The 26235-nt window shown below is 69.8% G+C and carries 23 protein-coding genes and 1 pseudogene; 8 read left to right on the top strand and 16 right to left on the bottom strand.

The window, feature by feature from the left end; translation table 11 throughout:
* Window positions 1–12 precede the first annotated feature (12 nt).
* Window positions 13–2100 (top strand): sulfatase, encoded by a 2088-nt coding sequence (locus tag ABZ370_RS36515; protein ID WP_358630250.1) that lies wholly within the window; start codon window positions 13–15, stop codon window positions 2098–2100.
* A 73-nt stretch (window positions 2101–2173) separates the two neighbouring features.
* Here ABZ370_RS36515 and ABZ370_RS36510 read toward each other — a convergent pair whose 3' ends face one another.
* From ABZ370_RS36510 to ABZ370_RS36500, 3 genes are all read right to left on the bottom strand, one after another.
* Window positions 2174–3040, bottom strand: coding sequence for a fumarylacetoacetate hydrolase family protein (locus ABZ370_RS36510; RefSeq protein WP_358630247.1), 867 nt, complete (start codon window positions 3038–3040; stop codon window positions 2174–2176).
* Window positions 3041–3226: 186 nt separating this feature from the next.
* Window positions 3227–4027 (bottom strand): class E sortase, encoded by an 801-nt coding sequence (locus tag ABZ370_RS36505; protein ID WP_358630245.1) that lies wholly within the window; start codon window positions 4025–4027, stop codon window positions 3227–3229.
* A gap of 88 nt (window positions 4028–4115) precedes the next feature.
* Window positions 4116–5465, bottom strand: coding sequence for a DUF445 domain-containing protein (locus tag ABZ370_RS36500; RefSeq protein ID WP_358630242.1), 1350 nt, complete (start codon window positions 5463–5465; stop codon window positions 4116–4118).
* Window positions 5466–5740: 275 nt separating this feature from the next.
* On the opposite strand from ABZ370_RS36500, the gene ABZ370_RS36495 reads away from it, so the two are divergent.
* Window positions 5741–7048: an SGNH/GDSL hydrolase family protein gene (locus ABZ370_RS36495; RefSeq protein WP_358630240.1), complete on the top strand. Its 1308-nt coding sequence runs from the start codon at window positions 5741–5743 to the stop codon at window positions 7046–7048.
* Between the two features lie 88 nt (window positions 7049–7136).
* Here ABZ370_RS36495 and ABZ370_RS36490 read toward each other — a convergent pair whose 3' ends face one another.
* On the bottom strand, window positions 7137–7751 hold the full coding sequence (locus ABZ370_RS36490) for a TetR/AcrR family transcriptional regulator (RefSeq protein ID WP_358630237.1): 615 nt from the start codon (window positions 7749–7751) through the stop codon (window positions 7137–7139).
* A 132-nt stretch (window positions 7752–7883) separates the two neighbouring features.
* On the opposite strand from ABZ370_RS36490, the gene ABZ370_RS36485 reads away from it, so the two are divergent.
* Entirely contained in the window at window positions 7884–10088 is a 2205-nt protein-coding gene (locus ABZ370_RS36485; RefSeq protein WP_358630234.1) for an MMPL family transporter, read from the top strand.
* A 12-nt stretch (window positions 10089–10100) separates the two neighbouring features.
* On the opposite strand, the gene ABZ370_RS36480 is transcribed toward ABZ370_RS36485, so the two are convergent.
* The 4 genes from ABZ370_RS36480 to ABZ370_RS36465 are packed head-to-tail and all read right to left on the bottom strand — an operon-like array spanning window position 10101 to window position 13675.
* Window positions 10101–10925 (bottom strand): DUF1707 domain-containing protein, encoded by an 825-nt coding sequence (locus tag ABZ370_RS36480; RefSeq protein ID WP_358630231.1) that lies wholly within the window; start codon window positions 10923–10925, stop codon window positions 10101–10103.
* A 9-nt stretch (window positions 10926–10934) separates the two neighbouring features.
* Complete coding sequence (locus ABZ370_RS36475; RefSeq protein WP_358630228.1) at window positions 10935–12032, bottom strand: ATP-binding cassette domain-containing protein; 1098 nt, start codon at window positions 12030–12032, stop codon at window positions 10935–10937.
* Between the two features lie 19 nt (window positions 12033–12051).
* Complete coding sequence (locus ABZ370_RS36470) at window positions 12052–12816, bottom strand: ABC transporter permease (RefSeq protein WP_358630467.1); 765 nt, start codon at window positions 12814–12816, stop codon at window positions 12052–12054.
* Between the two features lie 58 nt (window positions 12817–12874).
* Complete coding sequence (locus tag ABZ370_RS36465; protein WP_358630225.1) at window positions 12875–13675, bottom strand: ABC-2 family transporter protein; 801 nt, start codon at window positions 13673–13675, stop codon at window positions 12875–12877.
* 270 nt (window positions 13676–13945) lie between these two features.
* On the opposite strand from ABZ370_RS36465, the gene ABZ370_RS36460 reads away from it, so the two are divergent.
* Window positions 13946–16258, top strand: coding sequence for a transglycosylase domain-containing protein (locus ABZ370_RS36460; protein ID WP_358630222.1), 2313 nt, complete (start codon window positions 13946–13948; stop codon window positions 16256–16258).
* A 59-nt stretch (window positions 16259–16317) separates the two neighbouring features.
* Here ABZ370_RS36460 and ABZ370_RS36455 read toward each other — a convergent pair whose 3' ends face one another.
* Both ABZ370_RS36455 and ABZ370_RS36450 read right to left on the bottom strand, forming a co-directional pair.
* Entirely contained in the window at window positions 16318–16659 is a 342-nt protein-coding gene (locus ABZ370_RS36455) for a co-chaperone GroES (RefSeq protein WP_358630219.1), read from the bottom strand.
* A 64-nt stretch (window positions 16660–16723) separates the two neighbouring features.
* A complete protein-coding gene (locus ABZ370_RS36450; protein WP_358630217.1) occupies window positions 16724–17089 on the bottom strand; it encodes a DUF3618 domain-containing protein in 366 nt (121 codons plus the stop codon).
* 175 nt (window positions 17090–17264) lie between these two features.
* Between ABZ370_RS36450 and bcp the strand changes: the two genes are divergently transcribed.
* Window positions 17265–17732 carry a thioredoxin-dependent thiol peroxidase gene (bcp, locus tag ABZ370_RS36445; protein WP_358630214.1) on the top strand — a complete coding sequence of 156 codons (468 nt, stop codon included), beginning with the start codon at window positions 17265–17267 and terminating at the stop codon, window positions 17730–17732.
* A 102-nt stretch (window positions 17733–17834) separates the two neighbouring features.
* Here bcp and ABZ370_RS36440 read toward each other — a convergent pair whose 3' ends face one another.
* The 5 genes from ABZ370_RS36440 to ABZ370_RS36420 all read right to left on the bottom strand — a co-directional run bounded on the left by ABZ370_RS36440 (window position 17835) and on the right by ABZ370_RS36420 (window position 21718).
* A complete protein-coding gene (locus ABZ370_RS36440; protein WP_358630211.1) occupies window positions 17835–18860 on the bottom strand; it encodes a protein-L-isoaspartate(D-aspartate) O-methyltransferase in 1026 nt (341 codons plus the stop codon).
* Window positions 18861–18958: 98 nt separating this feature from the next.
* Window positions 18959–19381 (bottom strand): lasso peptide biosynthesis B2 protein, encoded by a 423-nt coding sequence (locus tag ABZ370_RS36435; RefSeq protein WP_358630208.1) that lies wholly within the window; start codon window positions 19379–19381, stop codon window positions 18959–18961.
* Window positions 19381–19677, bottom strand: coding sequence for a PqqD family peptide modification chaperone (locus ABZ370_RS36430; RefSeq protein ID WP_358630205.1), 297 nt, complete (start codon window positions 19675–19677; stop codon window positions 19381–19383). Before ABZ370_RS36430 ends, ABZ370_RS36435 begins: the two co-directional genes overlap by 1 nt.
* Window positions 19661–21499 carry an albusnodin/ikarugamycin family macrolactam cyclase gene (locus ABZ370_RS36425; RefSeq protein ID WP_358630202.1) on the bottom strand — a complete coding sequence of 613 codons (1839 nt, stop codon included), beginning with the start codon at window positions 21497–21499 and terminating at the stop codon, window positions 19661–19663. The genes ABZ370_RS36430 and ABZ370_RS36425 overlap by 17 nt, the downstream gene beginning before the upstream one ends.
* A gap of 90 nt (window positions 21500–21589) precedes the next feature.
* Window positions 21590–21718 carry a lasso RiPP family leader peptide-containing protein gene (locus ABZ370_RS36420; protein ID WP_358630199.1) on the bottom strand — a complete coding sequence of 43 codons (129 nt, stop codon included), beginning with the start codon at window positions 21716–21718 and terminating at the stop codon, window positions 21590–21592.
* 200 nt (window positions 21719–21918) lie between these two features.
* On the opposite strand from ABZ370_RS36420, the gene ABZ370_RS36415 reads away from it, so the two are divergent.
* The gene (locus tag ABZ370_RS36415) at window positions 21919–23286 is read left to right on the top strand and encodes a hypothetical protein (RefSeq protein ID WP_358630196.1); all 1368 of its coding nucleotides are present in this window, start codon (window positions 21919–21921) and stop codon (window positions 23284–23286) included.
* 67 nt (window positions 23287–23353) lie between these two features.
* Window positions 23354–23614, top strand: a pseudogene (locus ABZ370_RS36410) (IS110 family transposase); the annotation flags it as partial.
* 2115 nt (window positions 23615–25729) lie between these two features.
* Here the strand turns inward: ABZ370_RS36410 and tnpA are convergent.
* On the bottom strand, window positions 25730–26146 hold the full coding sequence (gene tnpA, locus ABZ370_RS36405) for an IS200/IS605 family transposase (RefSeq protein ID WP_358630193.1): 417 nt from the start codon (window positions 26144–26146) through the stop codon (window positions 25730–25732).
* 11 nt (window positions 26147–26157) lie between these two features.
* Between tnpA and ABZ370_RS36400 the strand changes: the two genes are divergently transcribed.
* On the top strand, window positions 26158–26235 hold a 78-nt coding region (locus tag ABZ370_RS36400; protein ID WP_358630464.1), incomplete at its 3' end, for a helix-turn-helix domain-containing protein.

Below are 26235 nucleotides of genomic sequence, written 5' to 3'. Positions count from 1 at the left end.
AGGACCTTCGGGATGCGTCAGCTGCCGGACAAGGACAACGCCGACAAGGCTGCCCCGGAGGAGGGTGAAACCCCGGAAGGCCGCCCGCCGGGGCGGGAGCCGGACGCCGCCGCCGAGGGCCGGGACAGAGACCCCGAGGGCGATACGCCCAAGGAGGGTGGCCCCAAGGGCGGTGACCCCGCAGGCGGTGACTCCAAGAGCGAGGACAAGGCCGAGGACAAGGCCGCCGAGGGCGACAAGGCCGACGAAGCCGAAGCCAAGGCCACCGGAGACAAAGCCACCGGAGAAAAGGCCGCCGACAACAAAGCAGCCGCGGACGACGACGGCCCACCCGCCGAGCTGCTCGGTGCTGCCACCGCCGGTGACGGCACCGACGACGACGGCCCGGACCCGGCCTCCACCGGGGGCCGCGGCGGCTGGCGGGACCGGTATCCCGTCGCGGCGCGCGCCCTGTCGTGGACGGCCACCGGCCTGTCCCTCGCGCTGGTCTTCGTCGCCCTGCTGCTGCCGGCGAAGCTCGAACTCCTCACCACCGAGCACTTCGCCCGCATCCCGGTGGAACTGATCTTCGGGGCCGGTCTGCTGCTGCTCCTGCCGACCGTCGCCCGGCGCGTGGTGGCGGTGCTGGCGGGGCTGTTCCTGGCCGCGCTGGCCATCCTGAACATGCTCGACATGGGCTTCAACGAGTTCCTGGGCCGCGGCTTCAACGTGGTGCTCGACTGGATTCTGTTCGACGACGCCCAGTCGTACCTGGAGGACTCGGTCGGCCAGACGGCCGCGGCAGCCGCCGTGGTCGGGGTCGCGGTGCTCGTCCTCGCCATGTTCGCCCTCATGGCGCTGGCGGTCCTCCGGATCGGCAACGTCATGGCCCGCAACAGCGTCGTGGCGACCCGTACCACCCTGGCGGCCGGGACCGTCTGGGTCGTGTGCGCGTCGGTCGGAGCGCAGGTCGCGGGGGTGCCGGTGGCGTCCCGGAGCACGTCCGCGGCGGTCCAGGACCGGGCGGAGCGGGTGGAGAAGACCATCAAGGACGAGCGCGAGTTCAAGAAGATCGCCGCGTACGACACCTACGGGGACACCCCGGGCGATCAGCTGCTGACCGGGCTGCGCGGCAAGGACATGATCTTCACCTTCATCGAGAGCTACGGCCGCAGCGCGATCGAGGACCCGGCGATCGCGCCCGGTGTCGACGCGGCGCTGAAGAAGGCGACCGGGCGGCTGGACAAGGCCGGATACGCCGCCAAGAGCGGCTGGCTCACCTCGGCGACATACGGCGGCAACAGCTGGCTGGGCCACTCCACCTTCCTGACCGGGCTGTGGATCGACAACCAGAACCGCTACCGCACCGTCACCGCGGGTGACCACCTGTCCATCACCCGCGCCTTCAAGCGCACCGGTGCCTGGCGGACGGTCGGCATCATGCCGGGCGTCCAGAAGAGCTGGCCGGAGGGCACGTTCTACGGCCTCGACCACGTCTACGACTCGCGCGAGCTGGGCTACAAGGGGCCCAAGTTCAGCTGGTCGACCATGCCCGACCAGTACGCGCTGAAGGCGTTCGAGCAGCTGGAGCACGGCAAGAAGCACGACAAGCCGCTGATGTCACTGAACATCCTGACCTCCAGCCACCAGCCCTGGGCGCCCATCCCGAAGACCATCCCGTGGAGCAAGGTCGGGAACGGGTCGGTCTACAAGGACATCGAGAAGGCGGGCAAGCGGCCCGGGGACGTGTTCACCGACTCCACCAAGGTGAAGCAGGAGTATGGCAAGTCCGTCCAGTACTCGGTGAACACCCTCATCGACTACATGATCAAGTACGGGAACAAGAACACCGTGCTCGTCTTCCTCGGCGACCACCAGCCGCTGGCCCGGGTCAGCGGCAACCACACGAGCCGGGACGTGCCGGTCTCCATCGTCGCCCGTGACCCGAAGGTGCTGAAGCGGATCACCGACTGGCACTGGGCGGACGGCCTGATGCCCCGCGCGGACACCCCGGTGTGGAAGATGAACAGCTTCCGCGACCGCTTCCTGAAGGCGTACGGCTCGACGCCGAGCGCCGGCCCCCAGAAGGCGAAGGGGAAGGCGGCCCAGACGGCCGAATGACCTCCGGGCCCGCGACAAGGCCCCGGTGCCCGAGACGGGCGCCGGGGCCTTGTCGCGTGTCGCGTGACGCGGGCTACGCGTCCTTGAACTCCTGGCGCTGGCGGCCCAGCCCGTCGACCTCCAGCTCCACCACGTCCCCGGACCGCAGATACGGCTTGGGCTCGGGGGCGCCCATGGCGACGCCCGCCGGGGTGCCGGTGTTGATGACGTCGCCCGGGTAGAGGGTCATGAACTGGCTGAGGTAGCGGACCACATGGGCGACGCCGAAGATCTGCTCGGCCGTCGTGCCGTTCTGCTTGATCTCACCGTTGACCCACAGCCGCAGGCCGAGCGCCTGCGGGTCCGGGACCTCGTCGGCGGTGACCAGCCAGGGGCCCAGCGGGTTGAACGTCTCGCAGTTCTTGCCCTTGTCCCACTGGCCGCCGCGCTCGATCTGGAACTCCCGCTCGGAGACGTCGTGCGCGATCGCGTACCCCGCGACGGCGTCGAGGGCGGCCTCGTCGGAGTCGAGGTAGCGGACGGTGCGGCCGATGACGACGGCCAGCTCGACCTCCCAGTCGGTCTTGAGGCTGCCGCGCGGGACCAGCACGGTGTCATCGGGGCCGATGACCGTGTCGGGGGCCTTCATGAAGAGGATCGGCTCCGCCGGGAGGGCGGCGCCGGTCTCGGTCGCGTGATCGTGGTAGTTCAGCCCGATACACACGATCTTGCCGATACGGCCCAGCGGCGGGCCGACCCGTACGCCACCGTCCTGGATCACCGGCAGCGCGTCGGCGCCCTCGGCCGCGGCCGCCGCCCGGATGCGGCCGAGCGCCGCCTCGTCGGCGAGCAGGGCCCCGTCGATGTCCGGGACCAGGCCGGACAGGTCGCGGAGGGTGCCGTTCTGGTCGAGGAGGGCCGGGCGTTCCGCCCCAGCCGGTCCGACGCGCAGCAGCTTCATCCTCACAACTCCCTGGTCTCAGGACGGTGGCCAGGGGCGACACCATGGCCTCTGGCCGCTTGATCCTGCATGAGCCTCTTCCACCCCGCAAGACCCCGTTCACGGAGTGGACCCGCCCCTCGCTCACCGGCCGCGCAGCAGCAACGCGGCCGCGACCGCGACGGCGGCGGCGAGTCGCACATCAGTTCAGGAGGAACCACCGACATCGCGTGGTCCGGCCGCTGTCAGCTTGGCCCAGACCACCAGCCGGTAGCGGGAGGTGTACTCAGGGGTGCAGGTGGTCAGTGTGAGGTAGGAGCCGGGCTCGGTGTAGCGGTAGCGCGGATGGGCCGAGCTGTACGGCACCTTGGCGATCACCGTGCCGTCGGACGGCGAGGTGCGCGGCAGGACGCGCTCGACGACGTACGTGTAGCGGGCGGCGGCGGTCTCGATGCCCACCGTGTCCCCGGGGCGCATCTCGTCGAGGTGGCGGAACGGTTCGCCGTGGGTGTTGCGGTGGCCCGCGAGCCCGACGTTGCCCAGCTGCCCCGGCTGGGCCGTTCCCGGGTAGTGGCCCACGTATCCCCGGTTGAGCACCTTGGTCTTGCTGATGCCCTCGGCGACGGGGGCCGTCAGCCCGATGCGCGGGATGCGGAGCACGGCGTAGGCCTGGTCGCGGCGCGGGGTCCCGTCGTGCACGGTCACGGTCGCCTCGCCGTCGTCCCTGCGGTGCGTACCGCCCGCGCCACCGGACTCCGTACCGCTGCCGGATTCCGTACCGTCCCCGCCGGTACCGTCCCCGCCGGTACCGGACGAGGGCACCGTGGGATCGTCGGCGCCCCACCGCCGCTCCAGCTCCGTCACTTGGCGGTGCGCGCCCTGCCGCGCCTCCCGGTTGGTCCACCACAGCTGGTGGACGACCAGCAGGAGAACGACGAGCCCGATCGTGACGGCGACCTCGCCGCCGGTCCACAGCACCCGGGCCAGTAACAACCGCCGCCGTCGCACACCGACCTCCCCACCCAGGCCACCGGGAGGGGCACGATAAGCCCTGCGGCGCGCACCTGCCAGAGACGCGCCCCCGGCAAACGCGGCGCTACCCGCCGCCCAGCGCCCGCGAGACGGTGTAGATGACCAGCCCCGCCAGGGCGCCCACCACCGTGCCGTTGATCCGGATGAACTGCAGATCGCGGCCGATATGGGCCTCGATCTTCCGGGAGGTGTGCTCCGCGTCCCAGCCCGCGACCGTCTCGCTGATCAGCGAGGTGATCTCGTTGCGATAGGTCGTCACCACATAGACGGCCGCGTCCTCCAGCCAGCCGTCGATCTTGCCCCGCATCCGAGTGTCCGTCACCATCCGCGTGCCCAGGGACAGGATCGCCGCCCGGGCCCGCAGCCGCAGCTCGCTGCGCTCGTCCTCGGCCGCCGCGACGATCATCGACCGCACCGAGGACCAGGTCGAGGCGATCAGGTCCTGCACCTCACCGCGGCCCAGCACCTCGCCCTTGAGCCGCTCGACCCGGCTGCGGGTGTCGGTGTCCGACTGGAGGTCCCCGGCGAAGTCGGACAGGAAGCGGTCCACGGCGCCGCGCGCCGGATGGTCCGGCATGTCGCGCATCTCCCGGACGAACCGCAGCAGTTCCCGGTAGACCCGCTCGCCGACCCTGCGGTCCACGAACCGCGGCGTCCAGCCGGGCGCGCCGCCGGTCACCGCGTCCATCACCGACTCGTTGTGCTCGACCAGCCAGTCGTGGGCGCGTACGCACACCAGGTCCACGGCCCGGCGGTGGCCGCCGTCCGTGACGATCCGCTCCAGCAGCTTGCCGAGCCCCGGCGCGATCTCCTGGGCGTCCGCGCGCCGCGTGATCGCCTCACCGACCACCGCCTGCACATCGGAGTCGCGCAGCACGGTGAGCGCGCCGCGCAGCGCGGTCGCCAACTCGGCCGTCACCCGGTCGGCGTGCGCCGGTTCGGCCAGCCAGGTGCCGAGGCGGCTGCCGATGCCGACGGCGCGCAGCCGCAGCCGTACGACATCGCCGGACAGGAAGTTCTCGCCGACGAAGTCGCCCAGGGTCGACCCGAGCTGGTCCTTCTTCGTCGGGATGATCGCGGTGTGCGGGATGGGCAGCCCCATCGGCCGCCGGAACAGGGCGGTGACCGCGAACCAGTCGGCCAGCGCGCCGACCATGCCCGCCTCGGCGGCCGCGGCCACATACCCGGCCCAGCCCCCGGCGCCGGAGCTCTGCGCCCCCTTGGCGGCCGCGTACACCAGCGCGACGGCGAGCAGCATGCCCGTGGCGATGGCCTTCATCCGCCGCACGCCGCGCCGCCGCTCCTCGTCGAGGGGGGTGTCCGCGAACGCGACGATGCCACCGGCCGCCGCCCTCGCGCCGGGCGCCGTCGGCCCCTTTTCGTCCGTCTTTTGATCCGCCGTTGTCCGGTTCATACGCTCCACCCGGTCGAGCCTCCCCTCCGCATTGTCTCGTTCCTGTCTCACTCGTTCCCTGAGTGGAACGAACGGCGAGTTCCCGTCGTCTGTCCGGGGGAGCGACCCCGTCCAACCGGGGGCAGGCCGACAGGCGGACCTCCGTCCGGACATGGGATCATGGAGGACCGACCGGACCGCATCGGCGAAGCAGCGTCGCTCGCCGTTCCCGTTCACTTTCGGAGCCTGAAGGCTCCGGCTGCCCGAGGAGACCTCCGCCCATGAGTGTGCCCCCTATGCCCAGACGCACGGCCTATGCCGTGTTCGCTGCGCTGGCGGCTGTGGTGGTCCTCGTCTCGACCGCGATATTCGTCGGGGTCGGCGGCCGGGACCGGAATGTGAACGAGGCCGCGCAGGGTACCCGCAACTCCGCGGCCCCGGCCTCGTCGGGGTCCTGGGTGGGCTCCTGGTCGGCGTCCGCCGCCGCGGCCGAGCCGAACACGCTCCGCGGCCTCTCCGGCATGTCCCTGCGGAACGTCGTCCACACCAGCATCGGCGGCACCGGCGCGCGCATCCAGCTCTCCAACCTGTACAGCGCCCACCCGCTGACGATCACGCATGCCTCGCTGGCGCTGGCGGCCGCCCCCAGCAACCCGACGGCGGCGGCGGGCACCATGCGGCGGCTCACGTTCGACAACCGCTCCTGGGTGACCATTCCGCCCGGCCAGGCCGCCAGCAGCGACCCGGTGCGCATGAACATCCCGGCCGCCGCCGACCTGCTGATCACCACCTACGCCCCGCAGGCGTCGGGCTCGGTGACGTACCATCCGCACGCCCGCCAGACCTCGTACCTGGCGCGCGGCGACCGCACCGAGGACACGGCGGGCGCCGCGTACACCGAACAGAGCCCGTTCTGGCGCTACCTGAGCTCGGTGGACGTGTGGTCCAAGGAGGCCCAGGGCTCGGTCGCGGTGCTCGGCGACTCGATCACCGACGGCATCACCTCCACCGCCGGGGCCAACCGCCGGTGGACCGACTTCCTCTCCGAGCGGCTCCGCACCGAGCCGGGAGCGCCCCGCCTCGGCGTGCTCAACCAGGGCATCAGCGGCAACCGGGTGCTGAGCGACGGCACCCAGTTCCCGCCGAACAACCCCAGCGGGCTGTCCCGCTTCGGACGTGACGTGCTCGACCGTACGAACGTCAAGGCCGTGATCGTCGAACTGGGTGTCAACGACATCCTGCGCATCCCCCACCAGACCGACCCGAACAAGATCGTGGACGGGCTGCGGCGGCTGACCGAGCAGGCGCACGCCCGGGGGCTGCGGGTCATAGGGGCCACCCTGTCGCCGTTCTACGGCCACCGCGGCTACACCCCGCTGCTGGACTCCGTGCGCGAGCGGGTCAACGCCGAGATCCGGGCCGGGAAGGTCTTCGACGAGGTCGTCGACTTCGACAAGGCGCTGCGCGACCCGGCCAGCCCGCTGCGGCTGCGTCCGTCGTACGACTCGGGCGACCACCTGCACCCGAGCGACGAGGGCTACCGGGCGATGGCGCACGCGCTCCCCCTCGACTACCTCCGGGGGAGCGCGGCCGCCGCGCTGTGACGGTCCAGGGGCCAGGACGGCCCGCGGTCAGCGGTCAGCGGTCAGCGGCATACCCATGCCGACGATCAGATGATCTGAACAAAACCGCCTAGCCGATGACGGGGGCGAGATAGCCCCGCAGGGCCTTCTTCAGTTCCCCCGTCATCGCCTGGCGCTCGTCGCCCTCGGCGGCGACCACCAGCACCACCATGGCCTGGAAGATCTGCACGCTGACCCGGGCCGCACGCTGCCGTTCGCCCTCCGGCAGTCCGGGGGCGCGGGCGCCGATCATCGTCTCGATCCGGCCGAGCAGGGCCTCCTGGATGGGGCGGGCGGCGTCGCTGAGACCGTCGGGCATATCGGGGCGGGCGAAGAGCGCTTTGAAGCCCGGGTTGGCGATGTTGAAGCCGACGATGGGATCGACGATCCGGTCCAGCACGTCGTCAAGGGTGAGGGCGGCGAAGTCGACCGCCTCGAACGCCTCCCGGTGCGCGTCCCCCATCTGTGCGACGAAGCGGTCGGCCAGCGCCTGCGCCACGGCGTGCTTGTTCGGGAAGAACTGGTAGAGCGAACCGGGAGAGATGCCCGCCTCCGCGGCGATCGCGATGGTGGTGGCCTTCTCGTAGCCGACCCTCGCGAAGACCGCCGCCGAGGCGTCGAGGATCTGTGCCATCCGTCGCTCGCCCCGTGCCTGCCGCCGTCGCGGCCGTACCTCGTCGGCCATGTTTTCCGCTCCCTCCCTGCGCGGCCGCACTCCGGCGTGCCGACGCGTCTTGAAAATGCGAATCATCATTCGTATTGTGGCCCTCACCGAAACACGAATAACTATTCGTGAATACTACTGCCGGGGGGCTTCGTGCTGGGCACGGTCATCGCACAACGCGCACGCTGGATCGTGGTGATCGGCGTGGGCATCACCCTGATCGCCGCTCTCGTGGGGGCGGGCACCCTGAACGCCCTGTCCCTGAACCGCTTCGAGGCGCCCGGATCGGAGTCGATGCGGGTACGCGACGCCCTCGCCGAGGAGTACGGCACCGGCAGCCCCAACATCGCTCTGCTGGTCACCGCGCGGGACGGCACCGTCGACGGCGCCAAGACGGCGGCAGCCGGCGCGCGCCTCACCCGTGAGCTGGCCGATCACCCCGGAGTGGGGGACGCCTGGTCCTACTGGACCCGTGGCGCCCCCGCCACCCTGCGCGGCGCCGACGGCCGCCAGGCCCTGGTCCTGGCCCACGCGCCGGGCGACGCCAACCAGGTACGCCGTGAGCTGCTGCCCGACCTGGTAACGGAGTTCACCCGCACCGGTGAGGCGGTCCGCGTCGAGGTCGGCGGCGGCGACGAGGTCTTCCGGCAGACCATGGAACGGGCCAGGAAGGACTTCCTCCGGGCCGAGCTGGTGATCCTTCCGCTGGTGCTCCTGCTGCTGTGGTGGGTCTACCGGCGGCTGTCCGCCGCGCTGGTCACCGTCGGCATCGGGCTCTTCGCCGTGTTCGGCTCGCTGGCGCTGCTGCGCGGCGTCGTGGCGTTCACCGACATCTCCACCTTCGCCTCGAACATCGCGCTGGTCATGGGCATCGGACTCGGCGTCGACTACGGGCTCTTCGTCATCTTCCGGTTCCGTGAGGAGCTGCGGCGGGGCGCCGAAGTACCCGAGGCCGTCGCCCGGACCGTACGGAGCGCGGGCCGCACCGTGGTCTTCAGCGGCGTCACCGTCGCGGCCTCGCTGTCCGTCCTGCTCGCCTTCCCCTTCCCGTTCCTCAGCTCGTTCGCGTACGCGGGCGTCGCCGTCGTCCTGGCGGCCGTATCCGGCGCGACCGTGGTCCTGCCCGCCGCGCTCGCGCTGCTGGGCCGCCGGGTCGAGCGGCGCGGGCCCGTCAGGCCCGAGACGGCGGGCTTCTGGTTCACCACCGCCACCCGCGTGATGCGCCGTCCGCTACTGCTCGGCGGAGCCGCGCTCGCCGTGCTGCTGCTGCTCGGCTCACCGTTCCTCGGGGTGCGCTTCGGGCTGCCCGACGACCGGGTGCTGCCCGCCTCGGCACCGGCCCGCCAGATGTACGACCAGATCCGCGACGGGTTCACGGTCGAGGAGTCCGACGCCGTCCAGGTCGTGGCCCCGGCGGGGGACGGTGGCCCGGTGGGCGCCTACGCCGCCGAGCTCTCCGGAATCGAGGGGGTCGTACGCGTCGACTCGGCCGCCGGGTCGTACGCCGGCGGACACCGCGTCACCTCGCCCTCCGGGGTCTCCTACGACGCCAGGGACGGTACCGGCACCCGGCTGGCGGTCATGCCCTCCGCCACCCGGCTGGAGGCCGACGCCACCGGCCTGGTCCGTGACGTACGGGCGGTGTCCGCGCCCTTCGCGGTGGAGGTCGGCGGCTATCCGGCGGAACTCACGGACTACCGCGACGGGGTGACGGACCGGCTCCCGCTCGTCGCCGGTCTGATCATCGTGGTGACCTTCGTCGTGCTGTTCCTGATGACCGGCAGCGTCGTGGCCCCGCTCAAGGCGTCCGTGCTCAACGTCCTCAGCCTGTCCGTGATGTTCGGCGCGCTCGTCTTCGTCTTCCAGGACGGCCATCTGTCCGGTCTCCTCGGCTTCACCCCCACCGGCGTGATCGAACCGAGCATCCCGATCCTGATGTTCTGTATCGCCTACGGGCTGTCCATGGACTACGAGGTCTTCCTGCTCTCCCGGATCAAGGAGGAGTACGACCGCACCGGCGACCCCATCGGCTCCGTCCCGCTCGGCATCGCGCGCAGCGCGCCCCTGGTCACGGCCGCCGCCGCCATCCTGGCCGTGTCCTTCGCCGGGTACGCCACGGGAGATGTCGTCTTCCTCAAACAACTGGGGGTCGGCATGGCCCTCGCGGTGATCGTGGACGCCACCCTGATCCGCGGCGTGCTGATGCCCGCCTTCATGCGACTGGCCGGGCGGGGCAACTGGTGGGCTCCCGAACCGCTGCGCCGCCTGCACCACCGCATCGGCCGGACCAGCTCCGACCACGTCACGGGCACTGCGCGGCAGGCCACACACACCCAGACCAACGATCAGATGATCTGAACGCAACAGGCCCTAGTGGCCGAGGTCGTGCCCGCGGGCGCGGCGCTCGGCCCGTCGGCCCTCCAGCTCCGCACGGCGCTCACGGCGCTCCGCGCGCAGTTCGTCCCTGCGCGCCTGCTTCTCGCGGCGGCGCTCCGTCTTGAGCCGCTTCTGGTCCTCCTTGCGGAACTTGCGCTGGACGTTGACCCCGCCGAAGATCGCCAGGCCCGTGATGGTCACCCGCGGGCCGGTGGGGTCGCCGTCGGCCGACCCCCGGTGGTCGAAGCCGCCCATGATGCCGATGCCGCTGACGTGTGTCTCCAGGTCCGGCGGGACGATGACCTCGATCCCGCCCATGAACGCGAAGCAGCGGATCACGATCTCGCGGCCCTCGAAGCGGGCCTCCCGCAGATCGATCTCGCCGCCGCCCATGAGGGCGAAGGCGGTGAAGGCACGGGGCGCCGTCCAGGTGCCCTTGCGGCCGAAGCCGCCCATGACCGCGACGGCCCACTTCGACGTCGGGGTGCCGCCGATCCGCTCGGCCCAGCCGTCGCGCGCGGCGAGGCCCGTGGCGTCCGCCGGCAGCGGGGCGGGGGCAACCACCGCACCGGGCGCCGCCGCACCAGGCACCGCACCGGGCGCCGGGAGGTCCCGGATCAGCGGCTCCAACTGGGCGTGGGTGCGCGCCTTGTAGGCCGCGTCCAGCCGCTCCTCGAACTCCTCCATGTCCAGACGGCCTTCGGCGACGGCGTCCCTCAGCACCTCGGCGATGCGCTCGCGCTCGGCGTCGGAGGCACGCATCTGGGACCCGCCCGGAAGGTCGGGGGCCGCTCCCTGGGGAGATCCCTCAATCGTCATACGGCCAGACTAATGCGGACCGACCGACCTGACCGCCCCCCGCGCGGCCTCCCCTTCCGCCTCGCCGTCGGGACCGCCGGAGCCCATGCCGGGGAACAGCATGCGGGCGATGACGTCCTCGATCTCCGGTTCCCGCACCGACAGGTCCACCAGCGGATACCCGTCGGCCACCGCCGCGACCAGAGGTGCCGCACTGGCGGCGGCCGGGAACGCCAGCCACTGCCGCGGCCCCTCGACCCGCACGGTCCGCGCCCCGGGGACGTCGATCGGCGGCAGCTCCCGCTCCAGGTCCACGACCAGGGTGCGTTCGCTCCCGCCCACCGCGTGCAGCCCGTCCAGCCCGCCGTCGTACACCAGACGGCCATGGTCGATGACCATCACCCGCCTGCACAACTGTTCGATATCGGTCAGATCGTGGGTGGTCAGCAGCACGGTGGTCCCCTGCTCCGCGTTCACCTCGCGCAGGAAGCCCCGTACCTTCGCCTTGCTGACCACGTCCAGCCCGATCGTCGGCTCGTCCAGGTACAGCACCTCGGGGTCGTGCAGCAGGGCGGCCGCGATGTCGCCGCGCATCCGCTGGCCGAGCGAGAGCTGACGGACCGGCACGTCCAGCAGGTCGCCGAGGTCGAGCAGTTCGACACAGCGGTCCAGGTTCTTCCGGTAGCGGTCGTCCGGAATCCGGTACATCCGCCGCACCAGCGCGTACGAGTCGCGCAGCGGCAGGTCCCACCACAGGGTGGTGCGCTGCCCGAAGACCACCCCGATACGGCGCGCGAGCCGCGTCCGCTCCCGCGACGGATCGATCCCGGCGACCCGCAGCCGACCGCCGCTGGGCACCAGGATGCCGGTCAGCATCTTGATCGTGGTGGACTTCCCGGCGCCGTTCGGACCGATGTAGCCGACCATCTCGCCGCGCCGCACCCGGAAGCTGATGCCGTCCACCGCGCGCACCTCGCGCCGCTCCCGGCGCAGCAGCCCGGCCCGGCGCCGCACTTCGAACACTTTTTCCAGACCGTCGAGTTCGATGAAGCCATCCGTATTGAAGCCGTCTTCGCCGAAGCCGTCCGCGCCGAAGTCGCCGTCGCCGGAACCGTCCGTTCCCCTCATGCCGCTCCCCTCTCAGCTCTCAGCTTCCCGTGCTCTGATACGCCCGCAGCCCCGTCCGCCAGGCCAGCCCCGCGAGCGCCGCGAAGCCGCACGCCACCAGCGGCGCCGCGAAGCCGATCCAGCCCGGCAGCCCCAGCGGGTTCGGGCGGCCCAGGACGTACAGCGCGGGCAGCCAGTTCACGAAGGCCAGCGGGATCAGATACGTGACGCCCCGCAGCAGCTCCTCGGCGAAGATCGTCGGCGGGTACTGGAGCAGCGTCGTCCCGCCGTACGTGAACGAGTTCTGCACCTCGGAGGCGTCCTTGGCCCAGAACTGGAAGGCCGCGCCGAACACAAACAGCGCCCCGAAGATCACCGCCCCGCTCAGCAGCATCAGCGGCACCAGCAGCACCCGGCCGACCGTCCAGTCGATGTCCAGCCGGGTCAGCGACCAGCCGAGCAGCAGCGCCCCCTGGAGGATGCGGCCCACCCGGCGCAGCGCGAAGCGGTCGGCGGCGACCTGGGCGAGGATCGGCACCGGCCGCACCAGCAGGGTGTCCAGCGTGCCGTCCCGGACCCGCTGCCCCAGCCGCTCCATGCTGCCGAGCGTCAGATCGGCCAGCCCGAAGGCGGCGCCGGAGCTGCCGTACAGGAAGGCGATCTCGGCGAGGGTGAAGCCGCCGAGCGTGTCGATGTGCGAGAACATCAGCGCGATCGCGACGAAGTCCAGCGCGTTCACGGCGAAGTTCCCGAACGCCACAATCAGGAACGAGGTGCGGTACTGCATCGTGGAGCGCACCCACATGCCGACGATCAGCGCATAGGCGCGCAGCCCGTCGTACGCCCGGGAGCGGGCCAGGAGCTCAGCCACCCTGGACCACCACCTTCCGGGTCGCGACCGACTGCAGCGCCCGCCCGGCCGCGAACAGCACCACCGCCCACCCCGCCTGGAAGGCCAGCGCCCCCAGCACCCCGGCCCCCCGGTGGCGCCCCAGGAAGACATCCGCGGGCACCTGGAGCATCGCCGCCCAGGGCAGCACCCGGGCGATCTCGCCGAGCTGCCCGGGGAACACGTTCAGCGGCAGCACCATCCCGGAGAAGAACGTGCACAGCAGCCCACTGATCAGGCTCAGCCCCGACCCGTCCAGCAGCCAGAAGGCGGCGAGCGCGACCAGATAGCGCACCGCGAACCCCACACACACCGCGAGCAGCACCGACAGCAGGAACCACAGCCAGGTCAACGGGGAGCCGGGCAGGGTGAGTTCGAAGACCAGCGCACCGCACACCAGGGGCGCGATACCGCGGCCGAGCAGCTGGAAGGCGGCCCGGCCGAGATCCGAGGCCAGCCACCACAGCTGGAGGTCGGCCGGACGGTAGAGATCGACGGCGATGTCACCCGACCGGATTCGCTCCTGCAGCTCGTCCTGGAAGCCTCCGCCAAACAGCGCAACGGTCGCCAGCAGCGCCTGGCAGAGCCAGACGAATGTGAGGGCCTGGGGGAGGTCGTACCCGCCGAGATGCGGCCGTTCGTCCCACAGCGCGGTGTACGTGTACGCGACGATGAAGCCGAAAACCGTATTGGTGAACACCCCGGCCACGGTGGCCACTCGGTACGTCGCGTAGCGTTTGAAGGCACTCACCGCGACGGCCGCGTAGAGCCGCATCAGCCTGTTTCCCCCTCCCCCGTCCGTACGGCACCAAAGCTTGGAAGCCTAGTCCGCGGGCAGGTGATACAGCCAGGCATTTTTCACTGGATGGTGTGAGGGGAATCACTCGATCGGCCGGTCACAGACCAGTCACGGATGCGCGCCACGCCCCTGCCCCGGAACGGATGATGCGACAGTGTTTTATGGGGCGTACGACGCGAATCGCCCGACCGTGCACGATTCCGCCGCGGCGCAACCCTCGACGGCGGCCGAGGAGTCTCAGGAGACATGAGCGACGAGCCCCAACTGATCGACGGCGGCACGGCTGGCGTGGGCCATCCGAGCAGCCGCGACGGCACCGGCAAGGGCGGCACCGGCACGGGCGGTCCCGCGGGCAGAAAGGGCCGCCCCCACCGCACCGGCTGGCGCCGGCTGCTCCCCACCTGGCGGATGGTGCTCGGCGGCTCGCTGCTGTTCCTCCTGCTCGTCGCGGGCGCCCTGGTCAGCGGCTATCTGCTCGTCGACATCCCCGCGGCCAACAAGGCGGCCATCGCCCAGAGCAATGTCTTCCTGTACTCCGACGGCTCCCCGCTCGCCCGCGAGGGCAAGGTCAACCGGGAGAACGTGCAGCTCAGCCAGGTGCCCAAGCGGACCCAGCACGCGGTGCTCGCCGCCGAGGACCGGGACTTCTACAGCGAGTCCGCGATCAACCCCGAGGCGATGGTCCGCGCCGCCTGGAACACCGCCACCGGCAAGGGCAAGCAGTCCGGTTCGACGATCACCCAGCAGTACGTGAAGAACTACTACCTGGACCAGGAACAGACGGTCACCCGCAAGGGCAAGGAGTTCTTCATCGCGATCAAGCTGGACCGCGAGGTGAGCAAGGACAAGATCCTCGAGGGCTACCTCAACACCAGCTACTTCGGCCGCAACGCCTACGGCATCCAGGCCGCCGCCCAGGCCTACTACGGCAAGAACATCGACCAGCTGGACACCGCCCAGAGCGCCTACCTGGCCACCCTGCTCAACGCCCCCAGCGCGTACGACATCATCGCCCACCCGCAGAACAAGCCGCGCGCCGTGGCCCGCTGGAACTACGTCCTCGACGGCATGGTCAAGAAGCACTGGCTCAGCCGCGCCGAGCGCGGCAAGATGACCTTCCCGGCCCCCACCGAGGCCAAGGCCCCCTCCGGCATGTCGGGACAGCGCGGCTACCTCGTCGAAGCGGTCGAGGACTACCTCACCAGCAACGGCATCATCGACGAGCAGACCCTGGCCCGGGGCGGCTACCGGATCACCACCTCGATCGACAAGAGCAAGCAGGACGCGTTCACGGAGGCCGTCCGCGACCGGCTGATGAGCAAGCTCAGCGACGACCGCAAGGTCGACCGCTACGTCCGGGCGGGCGGCGCCTCGATCGACCCCAAGACCGGGAAGGTGGTCGCCCTCTACGGCGGGATCGACTACACCAAGCAGTTCGTCAACAACGCGACGCGCCGTGACTACCAAGTGGGATCTACTTTCAAGCCATTCGTCTTCACCTCGGCGGTGGCCAACGGGTCCACCACCCAGGACGGCCAGACCATCACCCCGGACACCCTCTACAACGGCGACAACAAGCGTGAGGTGATCGGGCCGGACGGCCCCACCGACTACTCGCCCGCCAACGAGGACGACGTCGACTACGGCGACATCGACGTCACCACGGCCACCGACAACTCGGTGAACTCGGTCTACGCGCAGATGGCCGAGGACGTCGGCCCCGCCAAGGTCAGGCGGACCGCCATCGACCTCGGCGTCCCCCGGAACACCCCCGACCTGCACGCCTCCCCCTCCATCGCGCTCGGCCCGTCCACCGCCAGCGTGCTCGACATGACCGAGGCGTACGCGACCCTCGCCAACCACGGACGGCACGGGCAGTACAGCCTGGTCGCCGAGGTCACCAAGGACGGGGCCGAGGTCACACTGCCGGACCGGGCGGAGCGGCAGGCCGTCCCCCGGACCGCCGCGGACACCACCACCTCGATACTGCAGAGCGTGGTCGACGGCGGCACCGGCACCGCCGCCCAGGGCGCCGAACGCCCGGCGGCCGGGAAGACCGGCACCGCCGAGGAGGACAAGGCGGCCTGGTTCGCGGGATACACCCCGGACCTGGCGACCGTCGTGGCCGTCATGGGCCAGGACTCGAACACCGGCGTCCAGAAGCCGCTGTACGGAGCCACCGGGCTGGACCGGATCAACGGCGGCGGCTACCCCGCCGAGATCTGGGCGGACTACGTCTCCGGGGCGCTGGACGGAAAGCCCCCGGCCGACTTCGACCTGAAGCTGGAGGACGGCGTCGGCACGCCCGACCTGCCGACGGAGCCCACCGCGGCCCCGCCGTCCGCCCCGCAGCTCCCCACCACGCCGCCCAGCACGGAGCCCACGGCCCCCACCCAGCCGCCGACGCTCCCCACGTTCGACCCGCCCACCGAGCCCACCGTGGACCCCCCGGAGACCCAGCCCACGGACTTCCCGACCGGCGACCCGCCCACCGACGGCGGCCCCGGCGGAGGCGGTGACCCGGGCGGCGACATCGGCGGCCCGGACGGCGGCGGCTGAACAAAGGAAAGAGGGTGGTGACGATCCCGTCACCACCCTCTTTTACGTCTGATCCGCCCCTACAGGTACAACCCCGTGGAGTCCTCCGCGCCCTCCAGCCGCTCGGCGGCGACGGCGTGCAGATCGCGCTCGCGCATCAGCACGTAGGCGACCCCGCGGACCTCCACCTCGGCCCGGTCCTCCGGGTCGTAGAGCACCCGGTCGCCCGGCTCCACCGTCCGCACGTTCTGCCCGACCGCGACCACCCCGGCCCAGGCCAGCCGCTTGCCGACCGCCGCGGTCGCGGGGATGACGATACCGCCGGTGGACCGGCGCTCACCCTCCGGAATGTCGGTACGGACCAGCACACGGTCGTGCAGCATCCGGATGGGCAGCTTGTCATGGGACGTGTTCGCACTCACGGTCAAGACCGTACCCGCCCGAACGGCGTACCGGTGCCACAGTGCGCCAGGAACGCCCCGGACCTCACTTGCGGCGCTTGCACCCCTTGCAGCCCTTACGTCCGCCACTTCGGCCGCCGCCGCGCGACGACGACATGGCCAGCAGCCCGACCAGCCCCACCACGGCGAGCGCGACCGGCACGATCCGCTCCATCCGCGGCGCCCCGTCCTCGGTGACCAGCTGGCCGCGCACAGTGGTGACCACCCGGTTCGCGGACACATACGCCCGCCCCGCCGTCCGGTCCACGGCCGACGCCGCCTTCGCCTTGGCATCACCCATGATCGTCTTCGGATGCACCCGCACCCCGATCTCGTCGAGCGTCACGGCGAGCTCCGTCCGCCGCTGGGCGATGTCCGCCTCGATCTGCGCAGGGGTCCTGGCATCCGGCACCGCGCTGCCTCCGTCGTCGTCCCGATGATTCCTGGTGAACAGTCTGTCAGTTTCCCCCCGCCCCCGCCCCACGGCACCCCCGGCGGAGACGCTGGCTAATCTCGTCACGTAACGCCCGCCGTTACGCAACGCCTGCCGTTACGGAACACCCGAAGCCACGAGGAGCACCCAGACCATGAGCGAGCGACTGCAGCCCGGCGACACCGCCCCCGCCTTCACCCTCCCCGACGCGGACGGCAAGCAGGTAGCGCTCGCCGACCACGCGGGCCGCAAGGTCATCGTCTACTTCTACCCCGCCGCCCTCACTCCCGGCTGCACCAAGCAGGCCTGCGACTTCACCGACCAGCTCGAATTCCTCACCGGCCACGGCTATGACGTCATCGGCATCTCCCCCGACAAGCCGGAGAAGCTCGCCAAGTTCCGCGACGCGGAGTCCCTCAAGGTCACCCTGCTCGCCGACCCCTCCAAGGAGACCCTGGAGGCCTACGGCGCCTTCGGCGAGAAGAAGCTCTACGGCAAGACGGTCACCGGAGTCATCCGCTCCACCGTCATCGTCGACGAACAGGGCAAGATCGAACGAGCCCTCTACAACGTCAAGGCCACCGGCCACGTAGCCAAAATCATCAAGGACCTGGGCCTCTGAGCACCGCTCTCCTAAAGCGGGTGTCCCAGGTTCGATTCCTGCCGGGGGCACTGACCAGGTAGCTGGTCAGTGCCCCACACCCAACCGTGTGGGGCGTCGTGACTACCGGGACAACCGCAGGGCCCACCCAGTCGGCCCTTGCCCGTCGTCACACCGACTCAGGCCCGGCGCGTAGCTCTCGGGTGTCGGACGCCCTGCCGCCTCCCAGTCGCTGAGCCAGCCGCGCAGGACTGCGAGTGAGGGAGAGTCGGGCCGGTCGGCCAGGATCATGCCGTCCTGCTGGATCACCGCTGCCGTGGTCCGGGTCGAGTGCCCGAGTGCCCACAGGTCCAGGGTCAGCCCGGCCATCGTCAGATACGGGTTGCCCGCCGCGGCAAGGAAGGTCCGCCAGGACGGCCAGTCAACCTCGGCACCGTCGTACGGCTCGGTATACGCGTCCTTCAGCAGCCGGTGCAGCGTGGTGCGGGCACCCGAGTTCCGCCAGTCGTCCTTTCCGCGCCACGCGATGGAGATCCAGGATGGACCCGGCACGCGGTTTTCCCAGTCGACCCACCGGCCGGGCAGGTCGAGGTTGCCTTTCGGCGAGGTGGTTGCCTCGATGTAGCCGCCGGTGAAGACGGCCTCCACCTGGGGCTGCCTGTCACGAACACGGATCTTGGCGACCACGGTCATGTTGGGCAGGGGCGCGATCGGCAGTGGAGCGACGATGAGGCCACCGTCGACCACCTGCTCCACCCACGCCTGGGGCAGCAGCGGCGGGGTACACCAGGCCACCATCCGGTCGTACGGTGCGCGGTCGGGAAAGCCCGCCGTGCCATCGGCGGTGTGGCAGCGGATGTTGTCCAGGCCCCGGTCGTGGTGGATGAGGTTGGCCCAGCGGGTCAGGTAGGCGTCGATGTCGAGGCTGACGACAGACCCGTGGGAGCCGACGAGCCGTACGAGCAAGGCGCCGGAGTAGCCGGAGCCGGTGCCGAATTCGGCGACGTTCATGCCCGGCCCGACGTCGAGCGTGCGCAGCTCACGGTGGATGACGGCGGGGTTTGAGCGGTGCGGGGTGGCGCCTCGGCCTTCGTGATGGGTGTAGTGGCGCTCAGAAACCGATGCGGTGGCCAGGGCAATATCGCTCACAACTCACTCCTTGGAGGGGATTGGGCACGCGTATGCGTCAACCGCTCCGGGCGGGTGAAGGACACGCTGCTGCCTGCGAAGCGGAGACGGGGAGACGGTCAGATGGTGAGGGCGGTGTGGTGGTGCCAGCCGGCCTCGGCGTACTCACCGACCGGGCCGTGTCCGGGGAGTTCGGCCCAGGCGTGGTACTCAACCGGTGGCGGGGAGAACCGCACGCCCAGGCACCAGTGCAGGCGGCGGCCGAGCAGTGCGGCGGCCAGGACCGCGCCGAGCGAGACCTCCATGCACGCGGCCCGGCCGGGCCACAGACGGCCGGTGTGCCTGACCGCCATGACCAGCGCTTCGGCCTTTGCCGCAGTCAGCGGCCGATGGCCTGCCCGCCGGGCCCAGCGGACCGCACGCACGGTGTGCCGGAACGGCAGCCGAAGCAGCACCAACGCCAGCGCGAACCCGACGGCCGCGGCGCAACGCTCGGCGAGGGTTCCGGTGCGGGCGGTGGTGTACGCCTCCATGCTCGTCATCACCACCATCCCCACCGGCGGGGGCGGCCCGGGCTCCTGGTCTCGGTGACGGTGAGTCCCCGGGCGGCGAGGGCGTCAGCGACCGTGCGGACGTCGGCGGCGGCGTGCTCAGTGCTGATGCCGTAGCGGGTGGCGTACCGTTCAGCGGCCTGGTCCTCGGTGGTGCCGGACAGCAGGAGCATCACCGCGGCGGCCGCGGTCGGGGTCAGATGGGTCCAGCGGCCGGTGCGTTCGTCGAGGATGGCGCCGCCGTCGTCGGCGAGGACCGGGCGAGCAGTCTCACGCAGCTGCCACACGGTCGGTCACCTCCCACCATTCGGCGGCGGTGGTGGTCTCAAGCTGGCGCAGCCACACCTCGGCGCTGACGGCCAGATGCAGGGCGCCCTGGGCCGTCGGCTGTCCGGCGGCTGCGCGCCGGAGCATGCCCGTTACGGGGGCTTGGGTGATCAGTCCGGCGGCGGCCAGCCGGGAGGAGGGACCGAGCAGGTGGGCGAGGACCGGGGCGTGCTCGGTGAGACCTGCGTAGGCGAGTGCGTTGAAGCCGCCCTTCGTCGTACGGGACAGGACGAAGTCCGGCAGGACGTCGGTGTGGGCGAAGGCCTCGCTGAGCAGCGGCTTGTACCGGTCTGGGGCGCCGCGTTGGTCTGCGGGCACGGCCAGGCAGGCCCGGATGACCTCGTTGTCCAGGAAGGGCGCGGCGATCTCCACGCCGTGGCTGGTGAGTGCGATCTCGCGCCACCCGGTGGTGTTCGCCCCGACCCGTGCGAGGTCTTGGCGGTCCGTCCATGCCGTCAGGTGGCGGGGTTCCTCGGACAGCTCGTCGGCGGCCGCGTCCAGGGCATCGGAGAGCTGGTGACGCACCTGGGGGCTCATCCAGTCGGCGGTGGCAAGCAGGGGCGTCCAGGCGATGGGCCGCTCTGCCTGTGGCGCCCATTCACGAGGAGCGTCACGCAGTTCGGTGGCGGTTTGCCGCCAGGCGTCGGTCAGGCCGGTGCGCGAGGCCGGGCGGGCACGCCGCAGCACGGTCAGCGGGGAGATGCGCCGCAGTCGGGCGTGGGCCTGCGCGTGCGTCACAGCTCGGCGGTGCTGCCGGTCGCGCAGCAGATCGGCCAGGTAAGAGGACGGCGCGGAAAGCAACGCGTCCCCGGCCGCCCCGGTGAAGTGGACGCCTGCTGGTTGATGTTCCGCGACGGCGTCCAGCACCGCATGTTTGATGTTGGCGGTGACGACGTACGCGTTGGGGCTGTCGGTCAGGGGCAGCGAGGACAGATCGTCCAGGCCGCTGTAGTACACGGTCCCGTCGCCGCCGGGCACCGTGTGATGGGTGAGCTTCGGGACCTCAGCGGCGGTGCGCACCGCATAGGCCAGGTCGTCATCCCGCAGCCGCGGATCGGCGAACGTCACCGCGGTGACCGCCCCGCGCCGTGCGGCGAGGCACGCCAGCGTTGTGGAGTCCAGCCCGGCCAGGTCCGCGCTCACCGTTCGTGTGCCGTCCAGGCGCGTATCGACCGCTTCGCTCAGCGCTGCCCGTACCCGGGGGGCTGCCTCGGGAAGACTCATCGGCCGATACTGGACCGGCTCATAGCGGACGGTGCTCGCTCCGCCGGGGGTGATCAGTAACAGGTGTCCGGTCGGCACTCGGCTCACGGCGCGGAACAGGCTCCGCTGCCCCAAGACATCCGGCTGCGCCAGCGCCAGGTGGGCGGCCAGCGCGGTCGGGTCGAACGGTGTCCCATCCAGCGCGGCCAGCGCCCCCGCCGACGTCGACCACCACGTTCCCGCGTCCTCTGTCCGCCAATACACCGGGTGCTGGCCGCTGAGATCGCCGATCACTGCCAGGGAATCGCCGCTGCGCGCGATCGTGAGGTACGAGCCGGGCCAGCGGGTCAGCGCGTGCCACTCTCCTGCCCGCACGGCGGTCAATCCTTGGTGCAGGTGTTGCTCGTCAGCGCCACAGTCTCCGATGACCGCCAGTGCCAGCGGGCCGGAGCCCGCCGATCGGACGTGGCCGGTTGGCCGGCCAACGGCCCATGCCGCATCCATGCCCGGTACGGGCTTTCCGTTCCTCGGCAACCGAACGTGTCGGCTCGCTCCGTACCATCCCGTGCTCCACCGCATCAGCCGCCCGCCCTCGTCCTATCGCTCTTGGTGATCGAACCTGGGGCCGGGCCACGGCGCACACCCGCCCGGCCCCAGGCAGCCCATGGATCAGGCGTTCTTGTACTCGGTGTCGTCGGCGGTGTCGAAGCTGTTCGTGCCCAACGTCACCTCGACGACGTCCCCGGCGTCCAGAACGACCGGAGCGGTGTAGAGGGGAGCGGTGGTCTGCGTGTTCATGATTCCTACCTCCGTGGTGTCCCGTCCCTCGTGCCCGGGAGTGGGCGCGCTGTGGACGTACCTGGCCAGGCGCTCGGGGCCGGGGGAGCCGCGTATACCCCGATCCGCCTGGCCCTGATGAACAGTCAACTCAGGTCGTGGCACTGGCGGTACGGTGTCGGGCAGGGCAAGCGGTATATCGGGTATACGGGCAGGTATTCATGGCCAAGCGCACGCCGAATCACCAGCTGCGAAACCTCGTTGCCGAGTCCGGGCTGACGTACCAGGCCCTGGCCAAGGAGGTACGCGCCGTGGCCGCCGAGTGCGGGACGGCGTTACGGACCAACAAGTCCACCATCGAGCACTGGATCAGCGGCATCGTCCCCGCAGGCGATACCGGCCGCTATCTCGCCGTAGCGCTCTCCCGCCAACTCGGGCGCCTGCTGACCCTTCACGATCTGGGCCTCGCGCCGAGTGAAGAAGACGATGACAGCCTCGGCCTGTCCCTCGGCGAAGATCCGCTGGACGCCTTACTGCCGATGTGGAGGAACGAATTGGACCGGCGCCGCTTCCTCACCACGTCCGCCTACTCGGTGGCCGCTGCCGGGCTGCCGCTGTCGTACGTCCGAGAGATCGCCGACCGTACCGCCGCAGCTCGCACCGGCCAGACCATCGGGATGGCGGAAGTCGAAGCGGTCCGCGACATGGTGCGGCTCTTCTCCGAGATGGACGAGCGTCACGGCGGACAACATGGTCGCAGCGCCCTGGTGCAATACCTGCGCGACGACGTCGCCCCGCTGTGCCGAGGCCGTTTCCGAACCGAGCAGATCCGCCGGCACATGCTCTCCGCCGCCAGCCGCGGCGTCCACCTGATCGGCTGGAAGTCCTACGACGCAGGGCAGCAGGGCCTGGCCCAGCGCTACTACCTGCAGTCCTACGCGCTCGCCGTCGAGTCCGGCATTCCCGGGCACGACGGGTTCGTGATGCGCACGATGGCCATGCAAGGGCTCAAGCTGCACCGGCCCGAGCACTGCCAGGCCCTGGCCGAGACCGGGCTGAACCGCGCCAAGGGCAAGGTCGACGTGCAGACCGAATCCCTCTTCCGCGTCGTGCACGCCCACACCCTGGCCAAGTCCCGGCAACGGCAAGCGGCCATTGCCGAGGCCGAGCGGGCGCGCACTCTCCTCGCGGCCGACTGCGGGGATGAAGTGCCGTTCTGGGCTCTCGCCTGGGGGCCGCCTGCTGCGTCGGTCTACTCGCGCAATGCCAAGGTCTACGAGACGTTGGGCGATCGGAGGAACGCGGCGGAGCAGTACGCGCGGGCGGCCGCATCCCGCCCGGCAAGCTATGCGCGGATCGTTGCCCTCGATCTGGTGGCGAGCGCCGAGATGCAGCTCAAGGACGGCGGCATCGAGCAAGCGTGTGCCACGTGGAACCGCGCGATGGACCACATGAACGGGGTGCGGTCCGTCCGGACCCGCAAGGCCGTGACCCGGATGCGCAGTGACCTCGCCCGCTTCCGCGCCCGCGGCGTGCGCTGTGCGGCTGAACTGGATGAGCGAGCCGTCGAGTTTCTGCGGCTCCGGTGATCACGTGCAGCACCTCACTGCGGGCACGACGAAAGCCCCCTCGCTCCGTTCGCAGGCCAGCGAGGGGCGCAACTCCGGACGCCGCACCGACAACCTGCACCGCCCCAAGCGCTACAGCCGACGCCTCCGCCGGGTGTTCTACCTGTCCGCCCAGACCAGCATCATCCGCAACGGCCCCAACCGCGACCACTGCCTCAAAAAACGAGCCGAGGGCTGCAAGCACGGCCAAGCCGTGATCACCCTCGCCCGCCGACGCTTCACAGCCCACTGGGCCATTAAGACTCCGCCAACCTCAACAAGGGCGCGAGCCCTCAGAGGGTTCACATGAAATATTCGTGGGGCCGACCTCGAATTTTCCAGGTCAACCCTACGGTTGAACCTATGCGTACGCGTTTCCAGCTTACCGGGCTACAGCGTGGCAGAGGACCTCCATGGAACGCGTTGCCTGCTTAACGGCCACTTGCGATTGGTGGGCTATCTGCTCCCTAGGCTTCCCTGACTCCTCTAAGGCAGCAAGGAGGCCCTGGGCGGCGTTATTCAGCCTCCGGAGGAGGCGATCGAGTCGGTGCAACAAAAGCTTCGATCGCAGGTTGAGGGGGCCTAGAGCCTCTCTCGCTACCCCTAACGCCATATCCATCGGCCCGTCTGCATACTGCATATACGCGCGCAGGCACGCCATGGCCGCTTCACAATGCACCTTTTTCACTTCTACATCTTCTGCCCGAGACGCAGCCTCCAGGCGCCCTTTTGCGTAGAAGAATTGCTCGAATCCCTCCAGCAGAGCAACATACAAGTCATTCGTCTTCCGTCGCTTCAATTCGGCAATCTCAGCCATCTCGGCCGCAGATGGCGACAAATAGCCCGGGCCACTGTGAGTTAATGCATCGAGAAAACGACTGACACCCGCACGTGGATCAACCCAGACGCCATCCTGAGATAATTCATATCCCGGACCGCTGTGGGTCAGGACATCTAAGAAACGAGCCCCCATACTTACACGCCACCTTCCTCAGCAGTTGAACGACCTACGGCCATCCTCGTTACGCCAGGATCAGCTTCTCCTGGCTGCTGAGATGTTTCCGTCATTGCCGCATACTGAGTCATCGCGAGCCCGGGCGCTGCTCGCTGCCACTTGTCAAGGATGGCCGGCGCCCCCGCACCAACCACAATTGCCCCGAAGACGCCTAGCTGATCCGTTGCAGCGATCCCCCACGCAACGCCAGCGCCTAATAAGATCCGTATGGCCTCACCAGTGAAGTACATCGGCTTCGTCGGCCCATTCTTCACCTTCCAGGGCCATTGACTCCGCACCTGCAGGTGCTTATAGAGCGTCACGAGTGACACCAAAGCCCCACCGGCAGCGCCATAGCAGAGCATCTGCCCATGCAGCATCAGGACTCCCCCCCCCAGGTGTCACAACCCTAGCCTGCGACCCACCAGACTAGCGGCGATCGCCGCGACTGTCATATGCATGGTGTACTATTCCGGCCGCCACTCCGCATTGCACTAGAACACCTGTCTGCATTACTTGGCGTAAGTCGAGGTGGGTGCAACGCATCAAAAGTCAGTCATCGAATCTCGGACACGTACGTGACCGAAAGTCGTCGTGTGCTCCCCAGCAAACCGAGCATCTGCAGAGCGCGACGGTCGGCGGGGAGGACCTAGCAGCGTTACCCCTAGGCGCTTCCCTGAGGTTGCTACGGGCGGCCTGCGTGCCTGTAGCCCGCGACAATGCCCCCGCACAGCGCTGGACAAAGGGGCACACCTGTGGGTCGTAGCCGCAGGTGAGAGGCGCGCTAACCCAGCATAGAGTGCCCACCCAAGCTGCTTCGGGAAGAAGAGGTCGCGCGCCGCAACCGCCGGGACTTGCTACGTTCGAAGACAAACCTCGACAGCGCGCCTAAGGCCGGTACGGGTGCAGCGAGACGCGCGCGCCTGGTCCGTCGTCTCCCCCACCGTCGTGGCTGGCTGTCACCGACTGAGATTCAGACGGGCAGGGGCGATCCCCTGTCGTCGGCCAACCTCGGCCGCTGCAGCTACGCGGACCTCAACCTGACATCCACCGCTGACATCAACGACCGCAGACAACGTCAGACCCAAGCGCGCATCGACAGTCGGTCTCCGGCTGCGCAAGGGGCGTCTCCGGACCGGCTGGGCCTCGGCCGGGTCCTATTCGGAGACGTCCGCATTGGCCCGTCGCGTGGTCGCGGCCAGCCGCCAACCACAGCGCGTGTCGTCCAGCGTGGTCAAGGGATCGGCACTAGGGCGTTGGGCTCGGCCAGGACGATCGGACTGTCCCGCACCCGGCGGTGCGGGACCTCGGGCTTGTTGTGCGTAACCGCGTAACCGATGGGCAGGTGATTCGTTACCGATCATCTTGCGTGAAAGCCCCGGCCTTCAGGCCGGGGATGAAACGCATCTCGGGACTGCTCTGACCTGTGGGTCAGAGCGGACGTTGTTGCTGCTCGATGTATTGACGGATGATCGTGAGCGGCGCGCCTCCGCAGGAGGCGGAGAAGTAGGACGGTGACCACAGGTGTCCGTGCATGATGGCGCGGTTCATGGTTGTGGTGTACTCGCGTCGCAGATGGCGGGCGGAGACGCCCTTGAGGCTGTTGACCAGCTTGGAGACGGCGATCTTCGGTGGGTAGTGCACCAGCAGGTGCACGTGGTCGCGTTCGCCATTGAACTCCTTCAGGTCCGCCTCAAAGTCCTGGCACACGTTCCGCATGATGTCTTCGCAGCGCGTCAGCATCTCATCGGTGAACACTCCACGCCGGCACTTGGTCACGAAGACCAAGTGAACGTGCATCGCCGAAACTGTATGCCTGTCACGGCGACATTCATCCTCGCCGTCCATGAGACCGCAATATGTTCGTGTTCGTGCAGCTCCGCTACAACTACCGGGTCTACCCGGACGCCCCGCAGCGCCGCGCGCTGGCGCGTGCG

Origin of the sequence: Streptomyces sp. NPDC005962 (genome assembly GCF_040629205.1) — a bacterium.
GTDB lineage: Bacteria > Actinomycetota > Actinomycetes > Streptomycetales > Streptomycetaceae > Streptomyces.
The sequence above is the reverse complement of the archived record's forward strand: the minus strand, read 5'-3'. Positions and strand labels throughout refer to the sequence as shown.

What these genes read in the sequence shown, in the direction of transcription:
- ABZ370_RS36425 (WP_358630202.1), bottom strand. Translation starts at nt 21,499, where the DNA reads ATGCGGTGGAGCACGGGATGGTACGGAGCGAGCCGACACGTTCGGTTG.
- ABZ370_RS36500 (WP_358630242.1), bottom strand. Translation starts at nt 5,465, where the DNA reads ATGAACCGGACAACGGCGGATCAAAAGACGGACGAAAAGGGGCCGACG.
- ABZ370_RS36420 (WP_358630199.1), bottom strand. Translation starts at nt 21,718, where the DNA reads ATGAACACGCAGACCACCGCTCCCCTCTACACCGCTCCGGTCGTTCTG.
- bcp (WP_358630214.1), top strand. Translation starts at nt 17,265, where the DNA reads ATGAGCGAGCGACTGCAGCCCGGCGACACCGCCCCCGCCTTCACCCTC.
- ABZ370_RS36510 (WP_358630247.1), bottom strand. Translation starts at nt 3,040, where the DNA reads ATGAAGCTGCTGCGCGTCGGACCGGCTGGGGCGGAACGCCCGGCCCTC.
- ABZ370_RS36470 (WP_358630467.1), bottom strand. Translation starts at nt 12,816, where the DNA reads ATGTGGGTGCGCTCCACGATGCAGTACCGCACCTCGTTCCTGATTGTG.
- ABZ370_RS36515 (WP_358630250.1), top strand. Translation starts at nt 13, where the DNA reads ATGCGTCAGCTGCCGGACAAGGACAACGCCGACAAGGCTGCCCCGGAG.
- ABZ370_RS36415 (WP_358630196.1), top strand. Translation starts at nt 21,919, where the DNA reads ATGGCCAAGCGCACGCCGAATCACCAGCTGCGAAACCTCGTTGCCGAG.
- ABZ370_RS36475 (WP_358630228.1), bottom strand. Translation starts at nt 12,032, where the DNA reads ATGAGGGGAACGGACGGTTCCGGCGACGGCGACTTCGGCGCGGACGGC.
- ABZ370_RS36495 (WP_358630240.1), top strand. Translation starts at nt 5,741, where the DNA reads ATGCCCAGACGCACGGCCTATGCCGTGTTCGCTGCGCTGGCGGCTGTG.
- ABZ370_RS36490 (WP_358630237.1), bottom strand. Translation starts at nt 7,751, where the DNA reads ATGGCCGACGAGGTACGGCCGCGACGGCGGCAGGCACGGGGCGAGCGA.
- ABZ370_RS36435 (WP_358630208.1), bottom strand. Translation starts at nt 19,381, where the DNA reads ATGACGAGCATGGAGGCGTACACCACCGCCCGCACCGGAACCCTCGCC.
- tnpA (WP_358630193.1), bottom strand. Translation starts at nt 26,146, where the DNA reads ATGGACGGCGAGGATGAATGTCGCCGTGACAGGCATACAGTTTCGGCG.
- ABZ370_RS36465 (WP_358630225.1), bottom strand. Translation starts at nt 13,675, where the DNA reads ATGCGGCTCTACGCGGCCGTCGCGGTGAGTGCCTTCAAACGCTACGCG.
- ABZ370_RS36480 (WP_358630231.1), bottom strand. Translation starts at nt 10,925, where the DNA reads ATGACGATTGAGGGATCTCCCCAGGGAGCGGCCCCCGACCTTCCGGGC.
- ABZ370_RS36460 (WP_358630222.1), top strand. Translation starts at nt 13,946, where the DNA reads ATGAGCGACGAGCCCCAACTGATCGACGGCGGCACGGCTGGCGTGGGC.